A 24,316-nucleotide genomic window follows, 5' to 3' on the forward strand; every position below is an offset into this window, starting at 1 on the left:
GCTCCAGAGTGCACCGCGCGCGCGACTCGGCTGAAGGTCCACGGGTGAGGGGTCCTCGCGGCGCGCGTGACGACGCGCGCGCGGGGACCCGTAACGAGGGGCGCCGCCGGCGGTCCGAGGCCGGCGGCGCACGGGCTCAGGGCTTGGTGAACTCGATGCGGACCGACTCGGGGTTGGTCACCTCGAAGAACGCGTCCTCGGCGACGTTGTTGGCGCCGCTGAGGCCGAGGATGTCGCTGTAGCGGAGCACGCGCGACTGGGCCTTCTCGGCGACGTAGAGGTGCGTGCCGTCGAAGGCGAGGTCGACGGGGTTGCCGAGGTGCGTCTGGTCGCCGGCGATGACGGCGGTGACTGCGACGTTGCCCTCGGCGGTGTCGGCGTCGGCGACCAGGAAGATCGCGCCGTCGGTGTCCGACATCGCGTCGCCCACGTCGCTCAAGATCAAGGTCTTGGTGAGCGGGTCGTACTGGATGCCGTGGAGGTTGACGCCGATGATCTGGTCCTCGTCGTTGGCCGGCGTGAACGTGCGCGCCGGGCCGTTCGCGCCCTCGTCGGACAGGGCGTTGTCGAACACGCGCACGGTGCCGTCGACGCCGGCGGCGAACAGGCGGTCGTTGGCGTCGTCGTAGTCGATGTCCCACACCGCGCCGCCGCCGAGCTCGGCGAACACGAACACCGGCGGGGCGTCGCCGAAGGTCACCGGGTCGAACACCTTGATCGACGAGTCACCGAGGTCGGCGACGAACAGGCGCGTGCCCGCGGCGTCCAGGGTCATGCCCTTGGGCGCGACGAGGCCGGTCGCGGGGCCCCAGATCCGCGTGCCGATGGCGTCGACGACGTCGCCGTCGGCGAGGTCGGCGATGCCGGCCGCCGCGAACACGCCGCCGCCGTCCGAGGCCGGGGTGCCGTCGAAGCCGACGAGGGCGTCGCTGCCGACGAGGGCGATGCTCTGGACCGAGGTGATCGAGCCGAGGCGGTCGATGGTGGCCGTGACGTTCGGCGCGCCGATGATCGGGACCTCGACCTCGAGCACGGCGTCGGTGTCGAGCCCGGCCGGGTTGGAGGCGAGGATCAGGCGGTTGTTGGTGGCCAGGGCGACCGACTCCGGCGCGGCGACGTCGACGCCGTCGACCAGATCGTAGTCCTCGGAGAGCAGCGCCGGCCGGTAGCGCAGGAGCTTGCCGTTGGCCTTCTCGGCGACCCACAGGGTGGACTGGTTGCCGCCGGTGACCTCGAGGTCGACCGGGTTGCCGAGGTCGCCGCCCTCGATGCGCTGGGCCACCTCGACGTCGCCGTCGGCGTCGGCCGGATCGGCGATGCGGAACAGCTGGCCGTCGGTCGTCTCCATCGGGTCGCCGACGTCGCTGAGGAACAGGTTGTTGCCGACCACGGTGATGCCGTGGAGGTTGACGGACACCTTGGTGCCGCCCTCGACCGGGACGATCGTGCGGTCGGGCCCGGCCTGGCCCATCGAGTTCGAGAAGTCCTCGTAGACCTGGACCTCGCCGTTGGTGCCGGCGGCGTACAGCACGTCGGCGTTGCCGCCGGCGTAGTGCACGTCCCAGATGGCCTCGGAGCTGCCGAGGTCGGTGATCTCGAACAGCGGAGCGGCGTCGCCCTCGGCGTCGTTCGCGAACACCTTGATCGCGGCGGCGCCGGTGTCGGCGACCAGGATGGTGTTGTCCGGCCCGATCTCGACGCCCTTGGGCGTCTGCAGGCCGGTCGCGGGCCCGTGGATCACCCGGTCGCCGAGGCCGAGCGGCCCGTCGGCGGGGTTGTCGGCGAGGTCGTTCTTGACGATCACGCCGCCGGTCGCGCCCGGCGCGTCGTAGGTGATGTACGCGTGGCCCTGCTGGGTCACCGCGACGCTCTGGATGCTGACGACGTCGCCGGCCACCGAGAGGGTGGCCGTGGCGGCGTCGAGCGCGGGCGTCAACGCGACGATCCGGTCCTGCTCGAGCAGCGGCGGGTTCGCGGTCACCCACACCCGCGCGACCTCGATCACCGGCTCACCCGTGGTGGTGTCGGTGTCGGTCCCCTGCGTGTCGGTGTCGGTGTCGGTCGACGGCTCGGTGGTCGGGCCCGCGGTGGTCGGGGCCGTGGTGTCGGTGTCCGTGCCGGGGTCGGTCGTCGTCGGCGGCGTCGTATTGGTCGGGTCCGTCGCCGGCGTCGCGTTGGTCTCGGTCGCGTCGGTGTCGGTGCCCTCGGTGGTGGTCGTCGACGTGTCGGAGTCGGTGTCGGCCGGCGTCGGATTGTTACATCCCGACAGAGTCATCACGAGCGCGTTGGCGAGGAGCAATGAGATGTTACGGTCAAGATGGTATTTTTGCATGGGGGAATGTGTCCAGCGGGGAGGTTACGATAGCCGGCACTGCTCGGTCCGCAACAATCGTACGAAATTCCGGCTGCGATCACCGCTGAATCGGGGCGCTGAGCCTACATTGGAGTCGCGGGGGCTTTAGCCCCCGCGGGTCGTTTGCGCTCGACAGAGCGGCTTCGAAGCGCGTAAGAGCGGCCCTTGGCGTGGTCTCGTGAATCCCGCCCTGTCGTCTCCGGAGTCACATTCGTCTGCAGACCCTGTGGCGTGAGCGCGAGCGAACAGCGAACGTGGTTGCGGCATTCGCGAGAGCGACTCTCGTTAATTCATGCTTGACAATCGCCCGGGGGTCCGCCCCTCACGTGAACCCGGTGGTTCACGCGAGGGTTCGCGCGAGGGTCCGCAGGCGGCCGGCGCGAGCACGCCGGCAGCGTGGTCGCGTCGGTCCCGACGGCGCCGGTCCGCGAGGCGGCGCTCGAGCTGCTCGCAATGGCGTGAGCGTGCGGTCGTCCCGGATGTCTGAAAGGACAGCTTGCCAGGTCGCCGCGGCGGGTCGCAGGCGATAAAGCGGCGGATGCGGCGGCCGACCGGGCGCTCCCGCCCGGCCGAGGGGGCTGTCCGAAGAGGCAGTCTAGGCCGCGCGGTCGACGTCGCCGGTCGGGGTCGCCGGGGACGGAGCTGCTCCTTCGGCGCCGGCGTGCGGACGGTGGAGGCCGGTCTTGCCGGGCTCGGCGGCCCTGTAGTCGGTGATGGCCCACAGGCCGAGCAGGACGAGGCCGGTGCCGACGAAGAAGTTGCGGGCCAGGCTCGCCTCGTGGAAGCCGGCGAGCCAGGGCAGGGCGATCAGGACCGGCGCGGCGATCATCTCGAGGCCGCCGTGGACCGGGAACGGGATCACGCGCAGGACGCCGAGCGGGTAGCGGGTGAGGAGGGACAGCACCAGGAGCGTCCGGCCGATCACGAATGCGCTGAGCTGGGCGGCGTCGCTGCGGAAGTCGAGCCACAACGGGGCGAACAGGAACAGCGCCGCGAACAAATAGTCGAGGACGCCGTGCACGCGCGGGGAGACGAATCGCATGGGAATTCTCCGGGGTCTGGCCGCGGCCGGCGGAGAGGCCTGCGGCGGGTCCTCGGGCAGTGATGAAGACGATCGGCGTGGAGGCAAGCGCGAGCGGGGGCGGGGCGAGGAGGTGCGGCGCCCTGCCAGGGTTCGGCCCGCCGGGCGGCGCCGGGCTCGTCCGGCCCGCGTCCGCGCCGGTCGCCGCGAGGCCGGTTGCCCGGGGCGCCGGCCCGCGCCGGACGAGGCGAGCCGGCGAATGTTGCGAGCGCGGCCGTGGGGGCGACGCGAAGAGGACGGGCCCGACGTCCGCGGCGCTCGCCGCCCGCGAGGTCGCGCGGGCTCAGGGGGAATTTTTCCGGCGAATGGCGGGTCCGCGGACTCGCGCTAGCTTTGATCCGTGGGACATTCGTCAGGTATGAGAGCGCTGTCGTCCGAGGTCCACGGCGCGCTCGACCAGGGCCTGGTCTTCGCGCTGGCCCTGGCCCCGGCGTGGTTCCCCGCGGGGACGCCTCGCGTCGCCTCGATCGCCTGCTACGCGCTGATGCTCGGGCTATGGCTGCTGTCACAGCTGACGTGCTATCCGTTCGGCTCGGTCTGCGCGATCGGCTACGGCGCGCACGGGATCGTCGAGACGTCGCTCGCGCCGCTCGTGGTCGCGCTGCCCTGGCTGCTCGGCTTCGCCGAATGGCCGGTCGCTCGCTCCGTGTTCGTGTTCGCGGGCGTGGCGGCGCTGCTGCTGGGGCTGACCGCGTGGGGCCGGCGCGACGCTCGCGAGGCCCGGTACGAACCTCCGGTCGATCGCGGGGCGCGGCCGCCTCATCAGGGACCGTGAGGCGGGGTGCGAGCACGTCGTCGTCCTCGCCCGCAGGCGCTGCGAGGCGTCGAGGTCGGGCGTCCGGCGAGGCGGTGAATCTCACCGCCGCCGCGCCGGGGCTCGCTCCTGGACGCGATCGATGGTATCGGGGCCGTCCCAGACGTCGGCCTCGAAGTCGTCCTGCGTCGGGACCGGCGGGGCGACACGGGTCGTCTGTCCGTGACGGACCGGCGGCTCGGAGGTCCCGGCGTCGCCGGCGGGTTCAGGCGTGGGAGACGCGGATGCTGGGCTCGCTTCGCTCCCGGACGCCGGCTCGGCAGGCGGCGGCGCGAGGGGTCGCGTCGAGGCCGGACGCGCGCAGGCGAGGAGGTTCGCTGCCAGCGAGGCGGCGAAGGTGAGGTGATGCAGGCGCGGCATCACGCCGACGATGCCATCGGCGCCTGCGTTTGGCAACGACGTGCACGAACGCTCGTGAGTCGGTCGCTCGGACCATTGCCCGGTGTGAATGTGGATTGCGATGCCTGGTGCGAACGTGCGAGGGCGCGGCGGAGCGACGAGTCCGTGAGCGAGCTGCAAGTCGCATCGGCTCGACCCTCGCGTCCGTGTAGCGCTTCCAATTTTCGACCTCATGAACTGCCTCGATTGCGAGATGGCGAGCGATGAGCATCCATCGCCTCGTCCGCGTCGCCTCCGAGCGATCGCGGGTGATCCGGCGCGCCAAGCTGCGGGTCGAGAGGACGGCTCTCGATCACGCCACCAAATCGAAGGAGGGCCGTTGGCGCGCTCTGTCGCGGCTGGCCGGGCCGCTCGCGGCGAGCGGGACTCCATTCGCAGGTCGTCGAGGCGGCCAATGGCGGGTCTCGAAGCGGACCGCGGAGAGTCACTCCTCTTCCTCGAAGCGGCGCCGTCGCGCCTCGGTGCGCTGGCGGATGGCGTCGAGGATCTCGAGGCGGCCGTCGAGCGCGCGGCGGCTGCGGCCGAGGCGTTCGGCGAGCTCGTCGAGGTCCTCGCCGGCGTCGCGCGCGGCGGTCAGGGCGGCGTCCTCGATCGGCTTCCACGCGCTGGTCTTTTCCGGCGTCGCCGGCTTGCGCACCCGCGGCTTGCTCGACGGGGCGACCAGCGCGGGCTTGGCGAGGCCGAGCTCGGCGACGAAGCGGCTCGGGGCGTGCGGCGTGACCTCGAGGTACACGCATTCGCTGGCGCGCGTCAGGCCGACGTAGAAGATCCGCCGCTCCTGCTCGAGCGGGTCGCTCGCGTCGACGCCGGCGGGGGCGTCGACGGTGCCGAGGACGCGGTCCTGGCGGCCGGCCGGGCACAGGCCCTCGGTGAGGCGCGGCAGCAGGACCGTGCGCCACTCCTTGCCCTTGGCCTTGTGGATCGTCGAGACCCACACGCACTGCTCGGCCGGTCGGCCGGCGCGCGGGTCGAGCTCGGCGAGCGCCCGCGCGGCCTCGGCGGGGCCGACCTTGAGGCCCTTGAGCAGCGCGTGCACGGCCTCGAAGCCGGCCACCGCCTGCTCGAGCTCGGCCTCGGAGCGCTTGCGGCCGGCGAGCTGCGCGGGGATGTCGGCCTCGGCGACCAGCAGGTCGAGGGCGGCGCCGGCGGTGCGGCACTTGCCCATGCGCGCGAGCAGGTCGGCGAGCTCGCTCATCGACTCGATCGCGCCGCGCGGCTGGTCGGCGTCGCGGGCGGCCCTTGTGTTGCCGAGGACGACGCGCAGGCCCTTCGAGCCGAGCCGGCGGATCTGGCCGGCGAAGGCCTCCTTGCGGATGTAGCGGTCGGGCGCGAAGACGACGTTCCAGGCGTCCTCGAAGTCGACGGGCGCGTCGCTGGTGGCGAAGCGGAGGTAGGCCAGGGCGAGCTCGGGGCCGCGACCCTTGCGGACGAAGTCGAGGTCGTCGGTCTCCATGCCGATCCGCCGCGCGGCCAGCTCGGCGAGCACGCTGGTGCCCTGCAGGCGGCCGCGGTAGAGCACCGCGAGCTCGGCGGCCGGGTGCCCGGCGGCCAGCAGACGCTCGATGGTGCCGGGGACGTCGTCGGTGCGCTCGATGGCGCCGGGCTGCGCGCCGCGGCCGACGACCTCGATCGGGAAGCGCTCGTCGTTGTGGGCGATGAGGGCCCGCGCGGCGGCGGCGATCGTCGGGCCGAAGCGGAAGCTGTGCGACAGCGGATAGGTGCGCGTCGGCCGGTGCGTGAAGGTGCCGGCGAAGTCGTGGAAGAACCGCGGGTGGGCGCCCGAAAATTCGTAGATGGCCTGGTCGGCGTCGCCCACGGCCATCAGGGTGGTCTGCTCGTGCATGAGCAGGCGCAGCAGCTCGACGCGGGCGGGGTTCACGTCCTGGAACTCGTCGACGAGCAGGTGATCGATCGGCCCGAGCAGCCGCGGGTAGCGGCGCAGCACGGCGACCGCGGTGTAGACCATGTCGGGGAAGTCGACCTGCAGCGCCTGGCCGCCCCGGGTCCGCAGCTCCTCGAGCGCCTGGTAGGCCTCGACCAGCTCGGGGGCGTCCTCGCAGGCGGCGCGATTCGGGGTGACGAGGTGGGCCTTCCAGAAGCCGACGGCGGCGGCGATGTCGTCGGCCGACTCGATCTTGCGGGCGAACCGGCGGTGCACCTGCTGCGACCACTCGCGGGTGCGGTGGGCCGCGACCTCGAGCGGGCGCGTGAGCAGGCCGCGGCGCTCGGCGCGGCCGAGGACCTCGAGGCCGAGAGCGTCGAAGGTGGTGACCTTGACGCCGGCGATGCCTGCCGCCAAAAGGCGCGCGCTGAAGGTCTCCTGGATCGCCTTGTTGAACATGACGACGCGCAGGCGCTCGCCGTCGACCTGCTCGGCCAGGCGAGCGACGCGCCCGACGAGGGTGGTGGTCTTGCCGGCGCCGGGCGCGGCGTGGACGAGCGCGTGGGCGTCGAGCGGGTGGGCGAGGATCGCTCGCTGTTCGGCGGTCCAGTCCATGCGTCGGGCGCAGGCTAGCAGGACCCGTCGCGAGAAGGTCGCCGAGGTGGCGAAGAGAGGCTCGACCGGTCTTGGTTCAGGGCTCCGGCCGCGGGGCTCCCGTCTCGCCGTGTGTGCACCATCTCTTCGCGGCGACCCCGGCGCGGCGCCCGCGCGATGGTTGTCGCCCCGCGAGGGTCGGGCTAGCGTTCCGCGATGAAGTCCCTCGCCGATTACGAGCAGAAGTTCGACCGGCTGCACGAGAACTGCCCCGTCCGCGCCGCGCTCGACGTCATCCGCGGGCGCTGGAAGCCCTCGATCCTGTACGAGCTCAAGGAGGGCCCGCGGCGCTTCTCGCAGCTGCAGGCGGCGCTGGCGGGCATCACGGCCCAGGCGTTGACCGTGCAGCTGCGCCAGCTCGAGGCCGACGGCGTCGTGGTCCGCACGGTGCACCCCGAGGAGAGCCCGCTGCGCGTCGAGTACGCCTTCAGCGAAGACGGCAAGACGCTGTCGGACGTGATGGATCGGCTCGAGGTCTGGGGCGCGGCCTATCTCGCGCGCCGCGGCGCATCGCGGGTCGCCTAGGGTCGCTCACTTTTTTTGGAGCAGCTCAAAATTTTACGACGAGGCGCGCGGCCGGGGGCGCCGCTAGATTCCTCGCCATGCACAAGCTCCTCGTCGTCGATGCCAGCGGGCGGGTCACACGCTCGGTCACGCGTCGTCTCACCCGCCGCTTCACCGAGGTCTGGCGCGCGCACGAGCCCGGCGGCACGGTCCTCCGCCGGGATGTCGGGCTGGACCCGCCGCCGCCGGTCGACGAGCCGTGGATCGCGGCCGCGTTCGCGGACCCCGCGGCGCGCTCCGAGGCGGGGCGCGCGGCGCTGCGGGCGAGCGACGCGCTGATCGACGAGCTCGAGGCCGCCGATGCAGTCGTGATCGGGGCGCCGATGTACAACTTCGGGATGCCGGCGCAGCTCAAGGCGTACTTCGATCAGGTGATCCGCGTCGGCCGTGCCTTCGGCTTCGACGCGGCGGCCGCCGAGCCCTACCGGCCGCTGCTGCGCGCGCGGCCGGTGGTCGTGATCACCTCGGTCGGCGACGGGGCCCTGAACCCGGGCGGGGCGCTGGCGCACCTCAACTTCCTCGAGCCGCACCTGGCGACCTGCCTCGGCTTCATCGGCCTGACCGACGTCACGTTCGTCCGCATCGGCTTCGACGAGTTCCAGGACGGCCGCTTCCGGGCCTCGATCGCCGCGGCGGAGGCCGAGGTCGACGCGCTCGCCGCGGCGCTCGCCGCCGGCCCGGTCAATTGCCTGGCGTCGTGAGCGGCGACTCGTCGCACATCGCACGGCGACGATTGCGGTGAAGGTGCTGGACGGGCAGGGCGGCGGACCCTCCCGACGAGGATGGACGAATGCGCGGAGGGCCACGGCGATGCGACGCCCGGCGCGCTGGAAAGGGTCCATTCAATGCACCCCGATGACTCCACGGAATCGTGGCATGTCGCTCCCCGGCGCTCATGCATGGCCAGTGTCACGATACACAAGGACCCGGGTCTCACTGCTCGCGGTCCGCCCCGAGCCATCCGGGTGCTGCCGAGGACGAGCTCCTCGCAAGCACGAGGCTCGTGGTACCTACACGCATTTTCGACGGTACTGGTCGTGCGGTGCGAGCCGGTGATATGAGGCTTGCCACCGATGAGCGCCACACCCCCCGTCACCATCACCATCGACCTGACCACCAACCTGCGTGCGCCCGACGCGGTGTTGCCCGTGGGCGGGACGCTCGGCTTCATGCCGAGCGGCAACCTCCTCGTGCTCAAGCGGCTCACCAGCGGCCGGGCAGAGGTGTACGAGTTCACGCCCGGCGAGGGCAGCTGGACCGAAGTGGGCAAGGCGGAGATCAAGAGCTCGTCGGGGTCGCGGGCGGGCGGCGCGATCAGCCCCGACGGCACGCGGTGCGTGTACGGCCCGAAGACGGCGAAGGTGTACGGGTGGCCGGGCGGCAAGGCGATGGCCAGCCTGGGCGCGGTGAAGTATTCGCTGGGCGCCAACACGGTGGGGTTCTCTCCGAGCGGCGCCTGGGTGGTCGTCGCCGACAACGGCCGGATCTCTCCGCGCCAGCGCACCGTCACGGTCTTCGACGCGGGCACGGGCGAGAAGCGGGCGGCGATCAAGACCGACGAGTGGTGCTTCGTGCAGGCGGGGATGCTCGACGACGATACGGTGGTGACGCTCGGGCTCCACCTGGACTGGGATGTCGCCAAGGGCTGGACCGACGACGATCTGGTGCTCGGCTGCTACGACGTGACGACCGGCGCGGCCCGCTGGCGGCGCAAGATCCACGACGGCCAGCGTTTCGCGCTCGAGCCCGTGGCGCGGCAGGTGTGGATCGCCGACGACGGCGCGCCGCACGGCACGGGCGCCGAGCTGTGCCTGGCCGCGGACGACGGGCGCGTGCTGCGATCGATCGCGTTCAGCAGCGGCTGGCGTGCCGGACGACTCCCCCCGGTCGTGGTGCGGCCCGGCCTCGTGGCAGTCGGTGTCGTCCCGGTCGACGGCAAGCCCCAGGACGCGCGCTTCGTGCTCCTCGACCTCGAGGCGGGGCGACAGGTCGCGACCCTGGGCGAGGGCCGGGGGACCGACTACAACTTCGACTGCTTCGCGACGGCGCACACCGCGTCGCAATGGCTCGCGTCGGTGGACTTCTTCGGCAACGAGACGTACTTGTGGCGGCTGGCGTGAGCCGCCGGGTCGGGCCCGGACGAGGCGTGTCCGCGCGCATCGTCCGGTCCGGCGTCGTCGCGGTCGCAGGGGCTCACGCGATTTCCGATTCGCCAGCGAGCCCCTGCGCGCGTGGGGGCGCTGGTTGCAATTCTTCGCGCCGCGCGGTCAGCTTCGTCTTCATGCGCGGCGCTGGGGAGGAGATTGCCGGGCGGGGAGTCGCCGAGCGCCCGGGCCCGCTCGAGTCGAGGCTGGGCTACGTTCGAGCGGCCGGGGACGATCGCGTGATGGTGGGAGCCGGGAGCCGCGGGGCGCTGCTCGTGGTCGCGGACGCCTCCCCGACACGCGACACCGGCTGGGTCCAGGCTCGCCTGGCGATCCGCACCCTCTGCGAGGAGCTGGAGGCCGCGTCCGGGCGGGCCTCGTACGTGGGCGCCGCCGCCGAATTCTTCCAGTTCTCGATCCGTCAGGACCGAATCCTCGGACCTGCCGAGCAGGACTACGCCGACTGCGAGGCGCTGCTGGAGCCGCAGGCGACTGCGTCCCCGGACCTCCTGGCGACGTTCCTGCGCCTGAACCGCGCCATCGCCCGGTTCGTCGAGATTCGCCCCTGGTGGGGGCGTACGCCGCATGCCTCGTGCACCGCCGTGCAAGTCGTCGGCGGGCGCCTCTCGGGGGCCCACGCGGGGGGAGGTTGCGCGCTCCTCGTCCCCGCATCCGGGCCCGTCGAGCGGCTCGCGATCCGGGACACGCTCGCCATGTACATGGCGCGCTTGGATCCCGACATCGCGGCGAGCATGCCCGACCTCGACCAGTCACCGCTGCAGGACATCGGGGTCAATGCCCTCGGCCTCGTGGACCTCCGCGCGCCCTCGCTGGCGATCCAGACCTTCGCGCGGGACATCTCGGCCGGGGATGTCGTGCTGCTCTGCTCGCGCGAGCTCCCCCTGGCGGACGACGTCGTGGCCGCGATCGTGGGCCGCGCCCGGGCGTCCTCCGGCTCGCTGGATGAATGTGTCGCCGCATTGACGCGCGCCCTGAGGCAGGCGAGCGACGAGGCACAATTGCAATTCGCGGTCGCCCTCGGCGTGGTGCGAGCCGCTTCGGCCTGACGATCGTGGTCGTGGCGTCGCCCCGCGGCGGGTCACTCCATCCAGTCGTCGTCGGGGCCCAAACGATCGGAGGGCCAGTCGATCTCGAGCTCCTCGTCCCATGCGCCGGCGGCACCGATGCTCACGTCGCTCGCCCGGGTCATCCTGTATCCGAGCGCCGCGAGCTCGGCCGCGAACGCGGGGAGTGAGAGGCTCATCAGGTCGTGGGTGCTGTCGCGATACTCTCGCCCCCACGTCCCCAGGTAATACAGGCGGTGGGCAGCCCCGCAGGCCTCGAGCTCGCGATCGACGCGCCGCGCGAGGTCTTGCAGCGCCTCGAGGTAGTAGAGGCTGACGAAGCCGTCGTCCTCGTCGGTCGGGCGGCCATCGAAGGTGTTGTGCCAATCGGGGCTGGGCTGCGGAGACTCGTCGTCGGCGTCGAACTCGTCGGGCCCCGCCAGCCGAACGAGCCGCTCGGCAGCGTCCGGCCCCCGCAGGACATAGGCTTCGATATCGGCGTCATAGCTGGGCGGGCCGGAGGGGCTGGTTCGCATGACCCTGAGGGGCACGTCCCCGAGCGCCCTGTTGAACCCCGAGAACCAGGAGAAGTCGTCGCCCACCCAGTGCAGGAGTCGCCGCCCCTCGCTGCGGAAGGACTCGTCCGGGTGCTCCACCATGTTCATGTGCATGAAGTAAAGGAGCTTGCTGTGGCCCAGGGCGCCGGGCGGATCGGCGCCGAAGAGCCGCCCGAGGAGGACATGCCATTCGTCGGCGGGGACGGGGACGAGTCCGTGCGCGCGGAGAAGGGCGAGCAGCTCCCAGGCTGCAGGGTGAGGCGAGATGCCCATGGAGCGAGGCTATCACCGCGCGGGTCGTCCCGGGCCTGCCTCATCTGGCTTTCGGGTCAGCTTCACGCGCCGTCACGGCGGTGCCGGATCGACCGCGAGCGGGCGCGTGAGCAGGTCGCTGCGCCCAGGACTCGAGGGCGAGGGCATCGAGGGCGGTGATGTCGACGGGGCGATGCTCGCGGCTTCGAACTGCGCGCGGAAGGTCTCCTCAATCGCCTCGTCGAACACGACGACGCGCACGCGCTCGTCGTCGACTCGCTCGGCCAGGCGGGCGACGCGCCCGACGAGCGTGCGGGTCTCGTCGGCGCCAGGGGCGGCGCGGAGGAGCGGGTGGGCGTCGCGCGGGTGGGCGAGGATCGTTCGCTGTGCGGCGGTCCAGTTCGTGCTTCGGGCGCAGACTCGCGGGCTGCGTCGCGAGAAGGTCGCTTTGCTGGCGCGCGAGCGTCAGGCGGATCTGCGACGATGCCGGTATGAGCGAGCCGCGAGGGGTGCGAGCGCTGCGGGCCGTGCGGGCATGGACGGCCGATCGGTTCGAGCGGGCGCGGGCGCGGGTCGGTGAGGGCTCGGCGCACGCGCTGGCCGCCGGCGGGGTGCGGGCGGCCGCGACGGCGCTGGAGCTGGCGACGGGGCCGCTCGGCGGGACGCTGGTGGCGGCGGGGGCGGAGGCCGCGGTGCTGGCGATCGCCACCGACGCGGTCCGACGGGCGCTGGCCGACGCGGCGACCGAGGCGGACCTGCGCGCGGTGCTCGCCGTCGTGATCGCCGAGCTCGCGCGCGAGGAACTGTGCGAGGCCCACGTGGCCGACGGCTGGCGTGCGGCGTGCGGGCTCGATGCGCCGGCCCGCGGCGGACAGGCCCTCGTCGTCGGCCTGCGCCGCGCGGCGGTCGCCGTGGTCGGCTCACGGGTGGCGACGGCGGCCCTGCGCAGGGCCGGGCTCAAGAAGCTGATGTGGGTCGGCTCGGCCGTGGCAGTGGCGCGGCTGCCCGCCGAGGTGCGCCGCGCCTGCGAGCTGGTGCGTCGCGCGGAGCAGCGAGCCCGGGTCGCCGTCGCCGGTGGTGAGGCGGGGCTGGCCTAGAGCCGCGACCGGGGAGCGTCGAAGGGCCCGGTCGCAGCGCTCGCGGGACATTGCAGGCTTGCAACAATCTGTCCGGCGGGACAGGACCGATCGGACAGCGCGTGGCCGCGCCAGGCTGGCGAATGGAGAGGACGACGGCGGCGGCGGTCTCGGCTACACCACGACGGTGGACCCAGAGAACGAGCTGCACGAGGCCCCGCTGGTCGTGATCGAGGTCGACGCGGCGCTCGTGATCACCGGCTGGAACCGCCGCGCGGAGCGGGTGTTCGCGACCGCTGCGGCGGCGGCCGTCGGCCGCCCGCTGGCCGAGGTGCTGCCGCTGGCAGAGGGGACGTGGTCGTCCCTCACGGCCGGCGACGACCCGCCGCGGGTGTGGTCGATCCGCCGGCCCGACGGGGCCTGGTCGCTCGAGGCGTGGTCGCAGGCGCTGGCGGGCGAGGCGGGGCGGGTCCGGCTGTACGGCCACGACGTCGGCGCCCGGCGGGCGGCGGAGGCCCGGACCGCGCTCGAGTCGACGATGCTGCGCGCGCTCGAGGACAACCTCGAGATCGTGCTGTGGGCGTGCGACGAGCGCGGGGTGTTCCTCTACCAGGGCGGCAAGGCGAGCGAGCTGGCCCGGGTGCCGCCCGACTACCTCGTCGGCAAGAACATCTTCGAGCTGTACAAGGCGCAGGGCAACGGCGAGCTGATCGCGCGGGCGATCGCGGGCGAGCCGGCCCACACCCGCTCGGCCGAGCTGTACGGGCTCTACTGGGACACCTCGTACATCCCCGTGCGCGACGACCCGAGCGGGGCCCGGCTGGTCGGGGTGTCGCTCAACATCTCCGAGGCCAAGCTGGCGGAGCTCGAGCTGCGCGGGCGGGTCGAGCTCATCGAGCGCCAGCAGGCGGTGATCCGCCAGCTCTCCACGCCGATCCTCGAGGTGTGGGACGGGGTGCTGACGATGCCGATCGTCGGCCTGGTCGACACGGCGCGGGCGGCCGAGATCATGGACAGCCTGCTGCAGGCGGTGACGCGGACGCGGGCCCGCTTCGCCATCCTCGACCTCACCGGCGTCGAGGTCGTCGACACCGGCACCGCCGGCCACCTCGTCGAGATGATCCAGGCGGTCGCGCTGCTCGGCGCCCAGGGCATCCTCACCGGCATCCACCCGACGATCGCCCAGACCATGGTCGCCCTCGGCGTCGACCTGTCCCGCGTCGTCGTCCACGCCAAGCTGCGCGACGCGCTGAAGCACTGCCTGCGCGCCGCTCGCTCCTGACGTGGGCGAGCGGACATGCTCGAAAGAGCATGCTCTTGTGGACATGGTCGAATCGACATGTCCTGAGAGACACGACCCCTAGGTGGCCCGGGCGACGGTGTTCAGGGCGGCCTCGAGGGCCTCCTCGCTGACCGGCTTGACCAGGTGGCAGTCGAAGCCGGCGTCCTGCGAGCGGCGGCGGGCGTCGTCCTGGCCGTAGCCGGTGACGGCGATGACGAGGGCGCGCTCGAGGCCGGGCTCGCGGCGGAGCCGGCGGCCGACCTCGTAGCCGTCCATGTCGGGCAGGCCGATGTCGAGCAGCACGACCGCGGGGCGGAACTCGCGGGCGGCCGCCAGCGCGCCGGCGCCGTCGTGGGCGACCCGGACGTCGGCGCCGCGGGTCTCGAGCAGCAGCTGCAGCGACAGGGCGACGTCGTGGTTGTCGTCGACGACGAGGATCCGCGTGGCGCCGCGGACGGCGGTCGAGCAGGGCGAGGGCGGCGGCGGGGCGACCGCGGCCGCGGCGTCGAGGGCGGGCAGGCGGACCACGAACTCGCTGCCCTGGCCGAGGCCGGGGCTGGCGGCCTGGACGCTGCCGTGGTGCATCTCGACCAGGCGGTGCACGAGCGTGAGGCCGAGGCCGAGGCCGCCCTGGGCGCGGTCGAGGGTGCGGTCGCCCTGGGCGAACAGGTCGAACACGCGCGGCACCAATTCCGGCGGCATGCCCATGCCGTCGTCGGTCACGCGGAGGAGCGCGCCCCGGCCCTCGCGCTCGACGGCGAGCCAGATCCGCCCGCCCGGCTCGGTGTACTTGGCGGCGTTGCCGAGCAGGTTGAAGACGACCTGGATCAGCCGCACCGGGTCGCCGTGGACGTGCAGGGGCTGCGGCGGCAGGGTCACGGTGAGGGTGTGGCGGCGCTCGTCGATCGCCGGTCGGGCCATCTCGACCGCTTGCTCGGCGATCCGCGCCAGGTCGACGGTCTCCTGCCGGAGCTCGGTCTTGCCGCGGGTGATCCGCGAGACGTCGAGGAGGTCGTCGACCAGGCGGGTGAGGTGGGTGACCTGGCGATCGATGATCGCGTAGGCGCGGGCGCGGGCCGGGCCGCTGAGGTCGCGGCGGAGCAGCGAGTCGGCGACGCTGCGCAGCGGCGCCAGCGGGTTGCGCAGCTCGTGCGACAGCATGGCCAGGAACTCGTCCTTGCTGCGGTTGGCGGCCTCGAGCGCGGCCTCGGCGTGCTTCTGCTCGGTGATGTCGAGGGCGATGCCGGCGAGCAGCCAGCGGCCGCGGTCGAGCAGCGGGAACTTGAGCGAGAGGTAAGCGTGCGGCGCTCCGTCGTGCGTGACCGTCTCGATGAAGCGGACGACCCGCCGCTGGGACAGCACGAGCTGGTCGTTGCGGCGCAGCGGGTCGCCGACCTCGGCCCCGAACAGCTCGTGGTCGGTCCGGCCGATCCAGTCGACCCGCTGGAACTTCTGCTCGAGCTCGCGGTTGACGAACACGTAGCGGCCGTCCTCGTCCTTCATGAAGACGACCGCGGGGTTGTTGTCCATGAAGGTCTGGAACCGCTGCTCGCTGGCCCGCAGCGAGTCGCCGGCCTCGTGACGCAGGCGGGCCAGGGCCAGGTGCGCCTCGACCCGCGCCAGCAATTCGCGGGCGCTGAACGGCAGGGTCAAGTAGTCGTCGGCGCCGGCGCGCATGCCCTCGACGCGGGCCTCCTCGCCGGCGCGGGCGGACACGAGGAGGACGGGCACCTCGAGGGTGCGGGGGTCGCTGCGGAGCGCGTGGAGCAGGCCGAAGCCGTCGAGCCGCGGCATCATCACGTCGGCGAGGAGCAGGTCGGGCGGGTCCTCGCGGGCGCGGGCGAGGGCCTCGGCGCCGTTGTCGACGGCGACGACGTCGTACCGCGCGCCCAGCAGGCGGCGCACGTAGTCGCGCATGTCCGCGTTGTCGTCGGCGAGCAAGATCCGCGGGCGAGCGGTGGGCGGACGCGGAGACGGCGGGACCTCGCCCTGCCGCGGCTCGGGCAGCCAGCGCAGGGCGTCGCCGACGTACGGCGCGGCGGCGGAGGTGACCGGCCCTGGCGGCGTGGCCGGGCGCACCCGCTCGGCGGGCAGGTGATCGTGGCCGAGGGGGAGCGTCACGGTGAACACGCTGCCGGCGCCGGAGCGGCTGTCCACGCGGACATCGCCGCCGTGGAGCCGCACCAGCTCGCGCACCAGCGCGAGGCCGATCCCGGAGCCCTCCAGCGAGCGCCCGCCGCTGCGCTCGATCCGCTGGAAGCGCTCGAACAGCCGCGGCAGCTGATCCGAGGCGATGCCGACGCCGCTGTCGCGCACCGTCAGCTCGACGGCCGCGCCGCGGCGGTGCAGGGCGACCTCGATCTCGCCGGAGAGGGTGAACTTGAAGGCGTTCGAGACCAGGTTCAGGACGATCGTCTCCCACATGCCGCGGTCGACGTAGACCGGGTCCGGCAGCGGCGGACAGTCGAGCTTCAGCGCCAGGCCGGCGCGGTCGCAGGCGGAGCGGAAGTTGCTCGCCAGCTCGGCGGTGAGCGCGGGCAGGTCGGTCGGTTGATAGGACACCTCGATGCGCCCGGCCTCGATGCGCGAGAACTCGAGCAGGGCGTCGACGAGGTGCGACAGCCGCAGGCAATTGCGGTGGGCGATCTCGAGGCGCTCGCGCTGGCGCGAGGTCAGGGGCGCGTCGCCGTCGGTCAGCGCCTCGTCGAGCGGCCCGAGCATCAGGGTCAACGGGGTGCGAAACTCGTGGCTGATGTTGGCGAAGAAGGCAGTCTTGGCCCGGTCGAGCTCGACCAGGGCCTCGGCCCGCCGGCGCTCCTCGGCGGACGCGAGCGCGCCGGTCACGGCCACGGTCACCGCGCCGGCGAGGAGGTCGTAGAAGTTGCTGTAGGCCTCGTTCCAGGCCAGCCGCGGGCTCACCCCGAGGACGAGGATCGCGGTCGGCCTGTCGTGGCCCGGGAGCATGACCGGGACGGCCAGAGCGCGCCGCGGCGGCTCGGGGTAGGGGCCGCTGGGCGTCCGGAGCTCGGTGACCGCGACGGTCTTGCCGGTGCGCACGACCTCGGCGAGCGGCCACGTTGCGGCGGGGTCGCTCATCGCCGCGGTGGTCGGGCTGGCCGCGGTGCCGGCCGCGATCCCGGCGCAGCCGGCGAGGTGGGCGAGGTCGTCCGGGCCGACGCGGTAGGCGAGCACGAACGGGACGTCGAACGGGTACTCGCCGAGCGTGGCCGCGGTGCCGATGAGCACGTCCTCGAGCGTCCGGGCGCGGGCGGTGCGAGCGGTGAGGTCGCGGACGGCCCGCGTGCGGCGGTCGCTGAGGACGTTGTCGGTGATCTCGATGCAGGGCACGAGGACGCCGCCGACCCGGCCGTGCTCGTCGAAGATCGGGCTGAGCGAGAAGGCGAAGAAGGTCTCCTCCATGTGGCCGTGGCGGTCGAGGAAGATCTGCCGATTGTCGACATAGACGGCGGAGCCCTCCAGCGCCTGCGCGAACGAAGCACCGATGTCCGGCCAGGCCGAGGCCCAGCATTCGCTGAAGTCGGAGCCGAGCGCGGCCGGGTGCTTGCTGCCGCAGATCGGCCGGTAACTGTCATTGTAGAGCAGGACGTGGCCGGGGCCGAGGGTCAGCGCCATCGGGAAGTTGGTCGATACGCACAGCTGCACGATCGTCCGCACGCTCGCCGGCCAGCCCTCGAGCGGCCCGAGCGAGGTGCGCGACCAGTCGTGCGCGCGGATCTGCCGGCCCATCTCGCCGCCGCCGATCAGCCAGTGGCAGACTCCGCTGCTGCTCTTGTCGGTCGCCGCTCGCATGGGTCCGCTGCCCCGCCGCGCCGGCGAGGTGCGCCGATCTCTATACCTCCCGTCCCGCGGCGGGGCGTCCGCCGGGCCCCGCCGCCGCCGCCGCGGCCCGCCGCGCGAGATCCGGCCCGCGCGGCGCGGGCGGCCGGCGGCGCGGGGCCGCGGTCAAGGCGTGACATGTTTTAAAGGATATGTGAAATGCCCTTTGGGGCATGTCTTGAAGGTCATGTCATGCCGATGGCGTCGTGGGCGATCTTCGCGGCCGCATGGGAGGGTGACCCGTGGACATGCGGGCGTCGGGCAGCGCGCGCGAGCGCTGGGTGGCGGCCCTGGCCTGGCGAGCGGGCCGGCCGAGAGCTCGGCTGTCCCCGACGAGCCCGGCGCGGACCCGACTGCCGCGAGCGGCCGCTGTACCCGCTCGAGCGCGGCCGATCCTGCGCCCACGCCGGGCTCGACAGGTGCCCGGCGATTCGGTGAGCCGCGCATCCGCGGGACGGGTGCGCGACCGTTCCCGGCGCGGTTGCAAGCACGACGGGGCGAAACTCCGGACCGGCTCCAGCGCGGCGATCGATCGCCGGGCGGCTGCCGGGTGTATCGTGGTGCGCGATGTCTTTTCTTCGTCTGCTGCTTGTCAAGAAATTTCAACCGCGATGGTTCCTGTGTCTGTTGCTGACCGGGTGTCCCGAGGGCCAGGACGGCTCGTTCCCCTGCGGCGACAACGGCGGGAGCTGCGATGCGGCCACCGAGCTGTGCATCGTCGGCGGCCCCGATCGCTGTTCCACGTGCGTGCCGTTGCCTGCTGCCTGCAATGAGGATTCGACGTGCGGCTGCGTGCCGCCCGGGACAGATCCGCTGTACGGTTCGTTCGCCTGCGAGGACGCGGGCATGTGCGAGGAGGAAGGGGACGGGCGCGTATTGACGTGCGCCCAGATCGCGTGGGGTTGCGGGTGAGCCGGTCGGGGCGATCACCGTCGGCGATCCGGCGAGAGCCCGCGCATTCGCGGCGGAACCGTGCGAGCGGCGCCTGACCGGACCGCCGGGGGCGCGCGACGGTCGGGCCCGCTGCGCCGCGGTCTTCACAATTGGAAAAATAGAAGGTCGCGACCGCCCATTCGCGAAGCGCCGGGGGCGCCAGGCCGAATGCACGCGCGAGCGATCGGAATGCACGAAATGCGTCGTCGCGGGGCGCCGGGCTGCGCTGCGGGCCGCAGCCGCGGCGGTCCGTCCGCGGCCGCGGCGCCGGCGTATGCGACGACAGGGCGCGCGCTACATTGGGCGCCATGTCGTGTACGTCCGGCCTGGTCGCCTGGCTGCCGTTCTCGTTGTGCCTGGCGTTGACTGTGGCGGCCACCGCGCTCATGGGGCACGCGGAGCGGCTGGGCGAGCGGGCCCGGCTGGCGAGCGCAGTGCTGGCGACGCGCGGCCGGATCGTCGAGCGCATGGCCAGCTACGTCTCGGTCCTGCGCGGCTCGTCGGCCCTGCCGTCGCGCCCCGAGCCGGTGACGATCGATGAATTCGGCCGGCTGGTCGAGCGATTGCGGCTCTCCCTCCATTACCCCGGCACTCTGGGGATAGGCTATACGGCGCGGTTCGGCGCGATGGAGGTCGACGAGGCGACCGCGCGGGCCCACGCGGAGGGCTGGCACCACGTGCGCGTGTGGCCGGGGACGCCGCGCGAGGAGATCCACGCGGTCGTGCTGCTGGAGCCGCTGGATCTGCGCAATCGCGTGGCGCTCGGCTTCGACATGCGGACCGAGGGGATCCGCCGCGAGGCGATGGACCGCGCGCGCGACATCGGCGACGTCACGCTCAGCGGCAAGGTCACTCTGGTGCAGGAGATCGACGCGGACGACCGGCAGGCCGGGTTCCTCCTGTATTCGCCGGTGTACGTCGACGGCGGCGTGCCGCCCTCGCTGGCCGAGCGGCGGGCGAAGTTGAAGGGCTACGTCTATGCTCCGCTCCGCGCCGGCGATCTGATCGAGGGCATCTTCGCCGCGGACCTGCCGACGGTGGCGTTCGAGCTGTACGACGGCCAGCGGATCGACGCCGCGGGCCACATGGCCAGCTTCGGCCGGCCGATCGCCGCCGACGACGACGTGATCGTCGAGACGGTGGAGGTGGCGGGCCGGCCGTGGACGGTCCGCTTCGCCGACGCCGCGCCCCGACAGGCCGGCGTGTCCTTGACGCTGCTGGTCGCCGGGCTCGGCGCGTCGCTCAGCGCCGTCGTCCTGATCGCGACCCGGATCCGCGAACGCGCGCGCGCGCAGGCGCTGAGGCGCGCGACCGCGGAGGCGCACGCGAACCAGGAGCGGCTGCGCTTCACCGATCTGTTCGTCGGCATCCTCGGCCACGACCTGCGGACGCCGCTCGGCGCGATCGTGCTGTCCGCCGAATTGCTGCGGCGCAGCCGCGGAGAGGCCGACACGACCGAGGCGTTCGAGCGGCTGCAAGCGAGCGCTCGCCGGATGACGCGGATGATCGACCAGCTCCTCGACCTCACGCGCGTGCGCCTGGGCGGCGGCATCGCAGTGCTGGTCCGGCCGACCGCGCTCGACGCGGTCGTGCGCGACGTGGTCGACGAGCTCGTGCGCGCGGTCCCCGACGCCAGCGTCGAGGTCGTCGCGTCCGGCGACCTCGCCGGCAGCTGGGACCCCGACCGCCTCGCGCAGGTGTTCTCCAACTTGCTCGGCAACGCGGTGCGCCACCGCAAGGACGCCCCGGTGCGCGTCCGCTTGATGGGCACCGCGCCCGACCGCGTGGTCGCCACTGTCCACAACGCCGGCGCGATCGCGCCGGCCCTGCTGCCGGTGGTGTTCGAGCCGTTCCGTGCCAGCGGCGCGCGCCCCGAGGGCGGCGCGTCCGGGCTCGGGCTCGGCCTCTACATCACCCGCGCGATCGTCGAGGCCCACGGCGGCGCGGTCACGGTCGCCGCCGCCGAGGGCGTGGGGACGACCTTCACCGTGACGCTGCCGCGGACCACCCGCGCGGGGCCGGGCCGGGGCGCGCGATCTTCATAATGTCTCGTGAGACATGACCGAAAAGGCATGTATGAAGGGTCCGCTCGACCGCGGCGGCGCTCACTCGATCGCGCAATCGCCGAGCTTCTCGTCCCACTCCTGGCACACCTGGTTCGGCGGATCGTCGGGCGAGACGTAGGCGTCGAGCTCCTCGCAGGTCGCCTGGGACAGGCAGTCCTGGCGGCCCAGCTCGGTGTCGGCACAGTCGGTGCCGGGGTTGTTCGGGGTGGCATGAGAGCGCCCAGGGGCGCCTCGCGGGCGATTCCGTGGCGAGCGAGCGGGGCGCGTGCGCGCGATTGGCCATCCGGGCGCCACCGCTTTGTGAGCTGTGCCCTGTGTTCAGCGCCCCCGGTCGTCGAGGCCCGAGTCCCACGTGTTGTTCGGAGCCCCCGCCGGAGGGACGTGTCGCCGGTTGCCCGAAATCCGCGTCCAGCGACGCGTGGCGGGTGAGAGGCGCCGAGGCGCCGGGCCGGCGAGCACACCAAATAGGGGGCCGAGACCTCCAATGCGCAGGGTCGACAATCGTCGGGATGGCGCAGTGCACACACCATTTGCTCGGAATCATCTCAGGGCGGCTTGCTTTCGCCCGCGGCGGCGCGCTTGACGGTGTCGAGGTCGCGTGCAACGTTGCCGGCCCGGCGCTCACGTATGTCACTGACCGATAATGTCATGTCCGCGCTGTTCGGGTTACCCCCTGGTACCCCCATATTCTCCTTGACCGTCGGCGACAAGGAGCTCCGCGCGGTCCGCTTCTCGGGGCACGAGGCGATCAGCAGCCTGTACGAATTCCGCGTCGAGGTCGCCGCGAACGAGCTCGACCTCGAGGACCTGCTCGACGCGCCGGCCTCGCTGACGATCCGCGGCATGGACGAGGCGCGGCTGGTCCACGGCTTCGTGACCGAGGCGGAGTACATCGGTCATACCACCAGCTTCGAGCTGTACGAGCTCACCGTCGTGCCGTGGGCCCAACGCCTGCTCCACCGGCAGAGCAGCCGCATCTTCCAGGACATGACGACGCAGCAGATCGTCTCGGAGGTGCTGACGAGGGCGGGGCTCAAGGCGGTGATGTTCCGCTTCTCGCTGGTCGAATCCTACGCGCCGCGCGACTACTGCGTGCAGTACCGGGAGTCGGACTTCACGTTCATCAGCCGGCTGCTCGAGGAGGACGGGATCTTCTATTACTTCGAGCACGAGGCCGACAAACACGTATGGGTGATGGCGGACAACGTGAACGTCCACCCGCCCATCGTCGGCAACCCGACCGTGCTGTTCAACCCGCAGATCGACGCCGCCGTGCAGAGCGAGGAGCGGGTGCGCAGCTTCCGGTTCGGCGGGCGGGTGCGGCCCGGGAAGGTCTCGCTGCGCGACTTCAACCTGCACAAGCCGGATCAGCCGATGGAGGTCCAGGCGACCGGCAAGGTCCACCGGGAGCTCGAGGTCTACGACTACCCGGGCGAATACCAGGACCCCGGACGCGGCGGACCGCACCAGGGCCAGCAGATGGCGAAGATCCGCCTCGAGGCGCTCCAGGCGACCCGCCGGCTCGGCAGCGGCGCCAGCGACTCGCCGCGCCTGACGCCGGGGTACTTCATGATCCTGGCCAGCCACCCCCGACCCGAATTCGACGGCGAGTACCGGGTGCTCGAGGTCCACCACGTCGGCGCGCAGCCGCAGGTGCTCGATCAGGAGGCCGAGGGCGGGAGCTCGTATCACAACACCTTCACGGCGACCGAGCTCAAGGTCCCGTATCGCCCGCCGCGCACGACCCAGCGCCCGACCGTGCGCGGGGTCCAGACGGCCACCGTCGTCGGCCCCGAGGGCGAGGAGATCCACGTCGACCGGCACGGCCGCGTGCGCGTGCAATTCCACTGGGACCGCGACGGCAAGTTCGACGAGCGCAGCGCGACGTGGGTCCGCGTCAGCCAGATGTGGGCGGGCAACCGCTACGGCGCGATGTTCCTGCCCCGCATCGGCCACGAGGTGCTGGTCGACTTCATCGAGGGCGACCCCGACCGTCCGGTCATCACCGGGCGGATCTACCACGGCCTCAACGAGCCGCCGTACCCGCTGCCGGACGAGAAGACCAAGAGCACGATCAAGTCCGACAGCTCGCTCGGCGGCGGCGGGTTCAACGAGCTGCGGTTCGAGGATCGCAAGGGGTCGGAGGAGATCTTCCTGCACGCGCAGAAGGACTGGAATACGGTCATCCTCCACAATCATAGCGAGAACGTCGGCGTCAACCGCTCGGCGAACATCGGCGCGGTGGATTCGGTGGTCGTCGGGACCGTCCAGACGATCACCATCAAGCAACCGCCGCCGCCGAATCCGCCGCCGCCGCCGATCCCGCCGACCGGCACGGCGATGTCGGACAAGTTCTTCAGCCTGACGACCGGGCTGGCGACGGTCACCGTCAACGGCGCCGACGTCACGATCGACGCGACCGGCAAGGTGAACATCCACTCGGTCGGCGCGATGTCCATCAATTCGGACGCGGCGCTGTCGATCTCCGGCAAGAGCGTCGAGATCAACGCGACCACGACGATGAAGGTGGCCGGCAAGGCCTCGGTCGACGTCACCTCGAGCGGGCCGACGACGATCAGCGGCACGCCGGTCCAGCTCAACGGCCCGGGCCTGTTCGCCGGCCGCGTGACCGAGCTGGCGCCCGCCACGATCACGACCGGCGCGGCGCTCGTGGTCATCGGCGGGGCGTCGTTCCCGCTGCCGGTCGTGCGGCTGCCGGACGGGTCGTTGCAGGTCGGCAAGAACATCACCGTGCAGCCCGGCACCGGCCGCTACGCGGACTTTCAGAACAAGGTGATGCGCGACCTCGGCATCATGGCGTCGACGCCGTCGGGGCTGCAGCGGCTGAACAACATCGAGAACAACCCGGCCGGGCACAAGCTGACGATCCGCGAGTACAGCGCGGCCGAGGAGGCGACGTACGGCGCCAACAATTCGCTGTGCTACCCGGGCGCGGCGCAGGGCTCGGCCAACGCGCTCGGCTACGACGCCGCCGGCAACCCGGTGCCCGGGCCGGGCTCGGACACGCAGATCTCGTACAACCCGGACATCGTCTCCGGACCGGCGGGCAGCCCGGAGCCGGCCGACGCGACCCTGTTCCACGAGATGGGCCACGCGGAGCACAACGTCTACGGCACCAACCGCCAGTGGGAGGGCCGCACCGACGGCTACGAGAACAACGAGGAGTGGCAGACGATCAGCCAGGGCACGAATCAGCCGGGCAGCGGCAGCCAGGTCCCCGGCGTGCCGGCGAGCCCGAGCGAGAACGATTACCTCGGCGACAGAAACTACCCCTACCGCCGCACCGATCATGGTAGTGGTTACTCCAACCCCGACGGTTCACCCATCACGCCGTGAC

17 protein-coding genes are annotated in these 24,316 nt (G+C 72.3%); 10 read left to right on the forward strand and 7 right to left on the reverse strand.

Annotated features, from left to right (window positions below; genetic code table 11):
- Window positions 1-136 precede the first annotated feature (136 nt).
- The gene (locus O0S08_RS10355) at window positions 137-2,299 is read right to left on the reverse strand and encodes an NHL repeat-containing protein (protein WP_269038910.1); all 2,163 of its coding nucleotides are present in this window, start codon (window positions 2,297-2,299) and stop codon (window positions 137-139) included.
- A 649-nt stretch (window positions 2,300-2,948) separates the two neighbouring features.
- The gene (locus O0S08_RS10360) at window positions 2,949-3,395 is read right to left on the reverse strand and encodes an SPW repeat domain-containing protein (RefSeq protein ID WP_269038911.1); all 447 of its coding nucleotides are present in this window, start codon (window positions 3,393-3,395) and stop codon (window positions 2,949-2,951) included.
- 397 nt (window positions 3,396-3,792) lie between these two features.
- Between O0S08_RS10360 and O0S08_RS10365 the strand changes: the two genes are divergently transcribed.
- Entirely contained in the window at window positions 3,793-4,209 is a 417-nt protein-coding gene (locus tag O0S08_RS10365; RefSeq protein ID WP_269038912.1) for a hypothetical protein, read from the forward strand.
- A gap of 862 nt (window positions 4,210-5,071) precedes the next feature.
- Here O0S08_RS10365 and O0S08_RS10370 read toward each other — a convergent pair.
- On the reverse strand, window positions 5,072-7,144 hold the full coding sequence (locus tag O0S08_RS10370) for a UvrD-helicase domain-containing protein (RefSeq protein ID WP_269038913.1): 2,073 nt from the start codon (window positions 7,142-7,144) through the stop codon (window positions 5,072-5,074).
- 195 nt (window positions 7,145-7,339) lie between these two features.
- On the opposite strand from O0S08_RS10370, the gene O0S08_RS10375 reads away from it, so the two are divergent.
- The 4 genes from O0S08_RS10375 (at window position 7,340) to O0S08_RS10390 (ending at window position 10,958) form a co-directional block, all read left to right on the forward strand.
- The gene (locus O0S08_RS10375; protein ID WP_269038914.1) at window positions 7,340-7,708 is read left to right on the forward strand and encodes a winged helix-turn-helix transcriptional regulator; all 369 of its coding nucleotides are present in this window, start codon (window positions 7,340-7,342) and stop codon (window positions 7,706-7,708) included.
- A gap of 77 nt (window positions 7,709-7,785) precedes the next feature.
- On the forward strand, window positions 7,786-8,448 hold the full coding sequence (locus O0S08_RS10380) for an FMN-dependent NADH-azoreductase (RefSeq protein WP_269038915.1): 663 nt from the start codon (window positions 7,786-7,788) through the stop codon (window positions 8,446-8,448).
- 372 nt (window positions 8,449-8,820) lie between these two features.
- The gene (locus tag O0S08_RS10385; RefSeq protein WP_269038916.1) at window positions 8,821-9,867 is read left to right on the forward strand and encodes a hypothetical protein; all 1,047 of its coding nucleotides are present in this window, start codon (window positions 8,821-8,823) and stop codon (window positions 9,865-9,867) included.
- A gap of 407 nt (window positions 9,868-10,274) precedes the next feature.
- On the forward strand, window positions 10,275-10,958 hold the full coding sequence (locus O0S08_RS10390; RefSeq protein ID WP_269038917.1) for a hypothetical protein: 684 nt from the start codon (window positions 10,275-10,277) through the stop codon (window positions 10,956-10,958).
- 32 nt (window positions 10,959-10,990) lie between these two features.
- Here the strand turns inward: O0S08_RS10390 and O0S08_RS10395 are convergent, their stop codons facing one another.
- Both O0S08_RS10395 and O0S08_RS10400 read right to left on the reverse strand, forming a co-directional pair.
- Entirely contained in the window at window positions 10,991-11,785 is a 795-nt protein-coding gene (locus tag O0S08_RS10395) for a hypothetical protein (protein WP_269038918.1), read from the reverse strand.
- A 72-nt stretch (window positions 11,786-11,857) separates the two neighbouring features.
- Entirely contained in the window at window positions 11,858-12,025 is a 168-nt protein-coding gene (locus O0S08_RS10400; RefSeq protein WP_269038919.1) for a hypothetical protein, read from the reverse strand.
- Between the two features lie 230 nt (window positions 12,026-12,255).
- Here O0S08_RS10400 and O0S08_RS10405 point away from each other — a divergent pair, with 230 nt between their 5' ends.
- Complete coding sequence (locus O0S08_RS10405; RefSeq protein ID WP_269038920.1) at window positions 12,256-12,861, forward strand: hypothetical protein; 606 nt, start codon at window positions 12,256-12,258, stop codon at window positions 12,859-12,861.
- A 166-nt stretch (window positions 12,862-13,027) separates the two neighbouring features.
- Complete coding sequence (locus O0S08_RS10410) at window positions 13,028-14,122, forward strand: STAS domain-containing protein (RefSeq protein ID WP_269038921.1); 1,095 nt, start codon at window positions 13,028-13,030, stop codon at window positions 14,120-14,122.
- Window positions 14,123-14,200: 78 nt separating this feature from the next.
- Here O0S08_RS10410 and O0S08_RS10415 read toward each other — a convergent pair whose 3' ends face one another.
- Window positions 14,201-17,932: an ATP-binding protein gene (locus O0S08_RS10415; RefSeq protein WP_269038922.1), complete on the reverse strand. Its 3,732-nt coding sequence runs from the start codon at window positions 17,930-17,932 to the stop codon at window positions 14,201-14,203.
- 594 nt (window positions 17,933-18,526) lie between these two features.
- Between O0S08_RS10415 and O0S08_RS10420 the strand changes: the two genes are divergently transcribed.
- Both O0S08_RS10420 and O0S08_RS10425 read left to right on the forward strand, forming a co-directional pair.
- Window positions 18,527-18,871 carry a hypothetical protein gene (locus tag O0S08_RS10420; RefSeq protein ID WP_269038923.1) on the forward strand — a complete coding sequence of 115 codons (345 nt, stop codon included), beginning with the start codon at window positions 18,527-18,529 and terminating at the stop codon, window positions 18,869-18,871.
- A gap of 329 nt (window positions 18,872-19,200) precedes the next feature.
- Complete coding sequence (locus O0S08_RS10425; RefSeq protein WP_269038924.1) at window positions 19,201-20,937, forward strand: CHASE domain-containing protein; 1,737 nt, start codon at window positions 19,201-19,203, stop codon at window positions 20,935-20,937.
- A gap of 60 nt (window positions 20,938-20,997) precedes the next feature.
- Here O0S08_RS10425 and O0S08_RS10430 read toward each other — a convergent pair whose 3' ends face one another.
- Window positions 20,998-21,252 (reverse strand): hypothetical protein, encoded by a 255-nt coding sequence (locus O0S08_RS10430; RefSeq protein ID WP_269038925.1) that lies wholly within the window; start codon window positions 21,250-21,252, stop codon window positions 20,998-21,000.
- A 399-nt stretch (window positions 21,253-21,651) separates the two neighbouring features.
- Here O0S08_RS10430 and tssI point away from each other — a divergent pair, with 399 nt between their 5' ends.
- Window positions 21,652-24,315 carry a type VI secretion system tip protein TssI/VgrG gene (gene tssI / locus O0S08_RS10435; RefSeq protein ID WP_269038926.1) on the forward strand — a complete coding sequence of 888 codons (2,664 nt, stop codon included), beginning with the start codon at window positions 21,652-21,654 and terminating at the stop codon, window positions 24,313-24,315.
- The last annotated feature ends 1 nt before the right edge of the window (window position 24,316 follow it).

The organism is Nannocystis punicea, assembly GCF_026965555.1.
Taxonomy (GTDB): domain Bacteria; phylum Myxococcota_A; class Polyangia; order Nannocystales; family Nannocystaceae; genus Nannocystis; species Nannocystis punicea.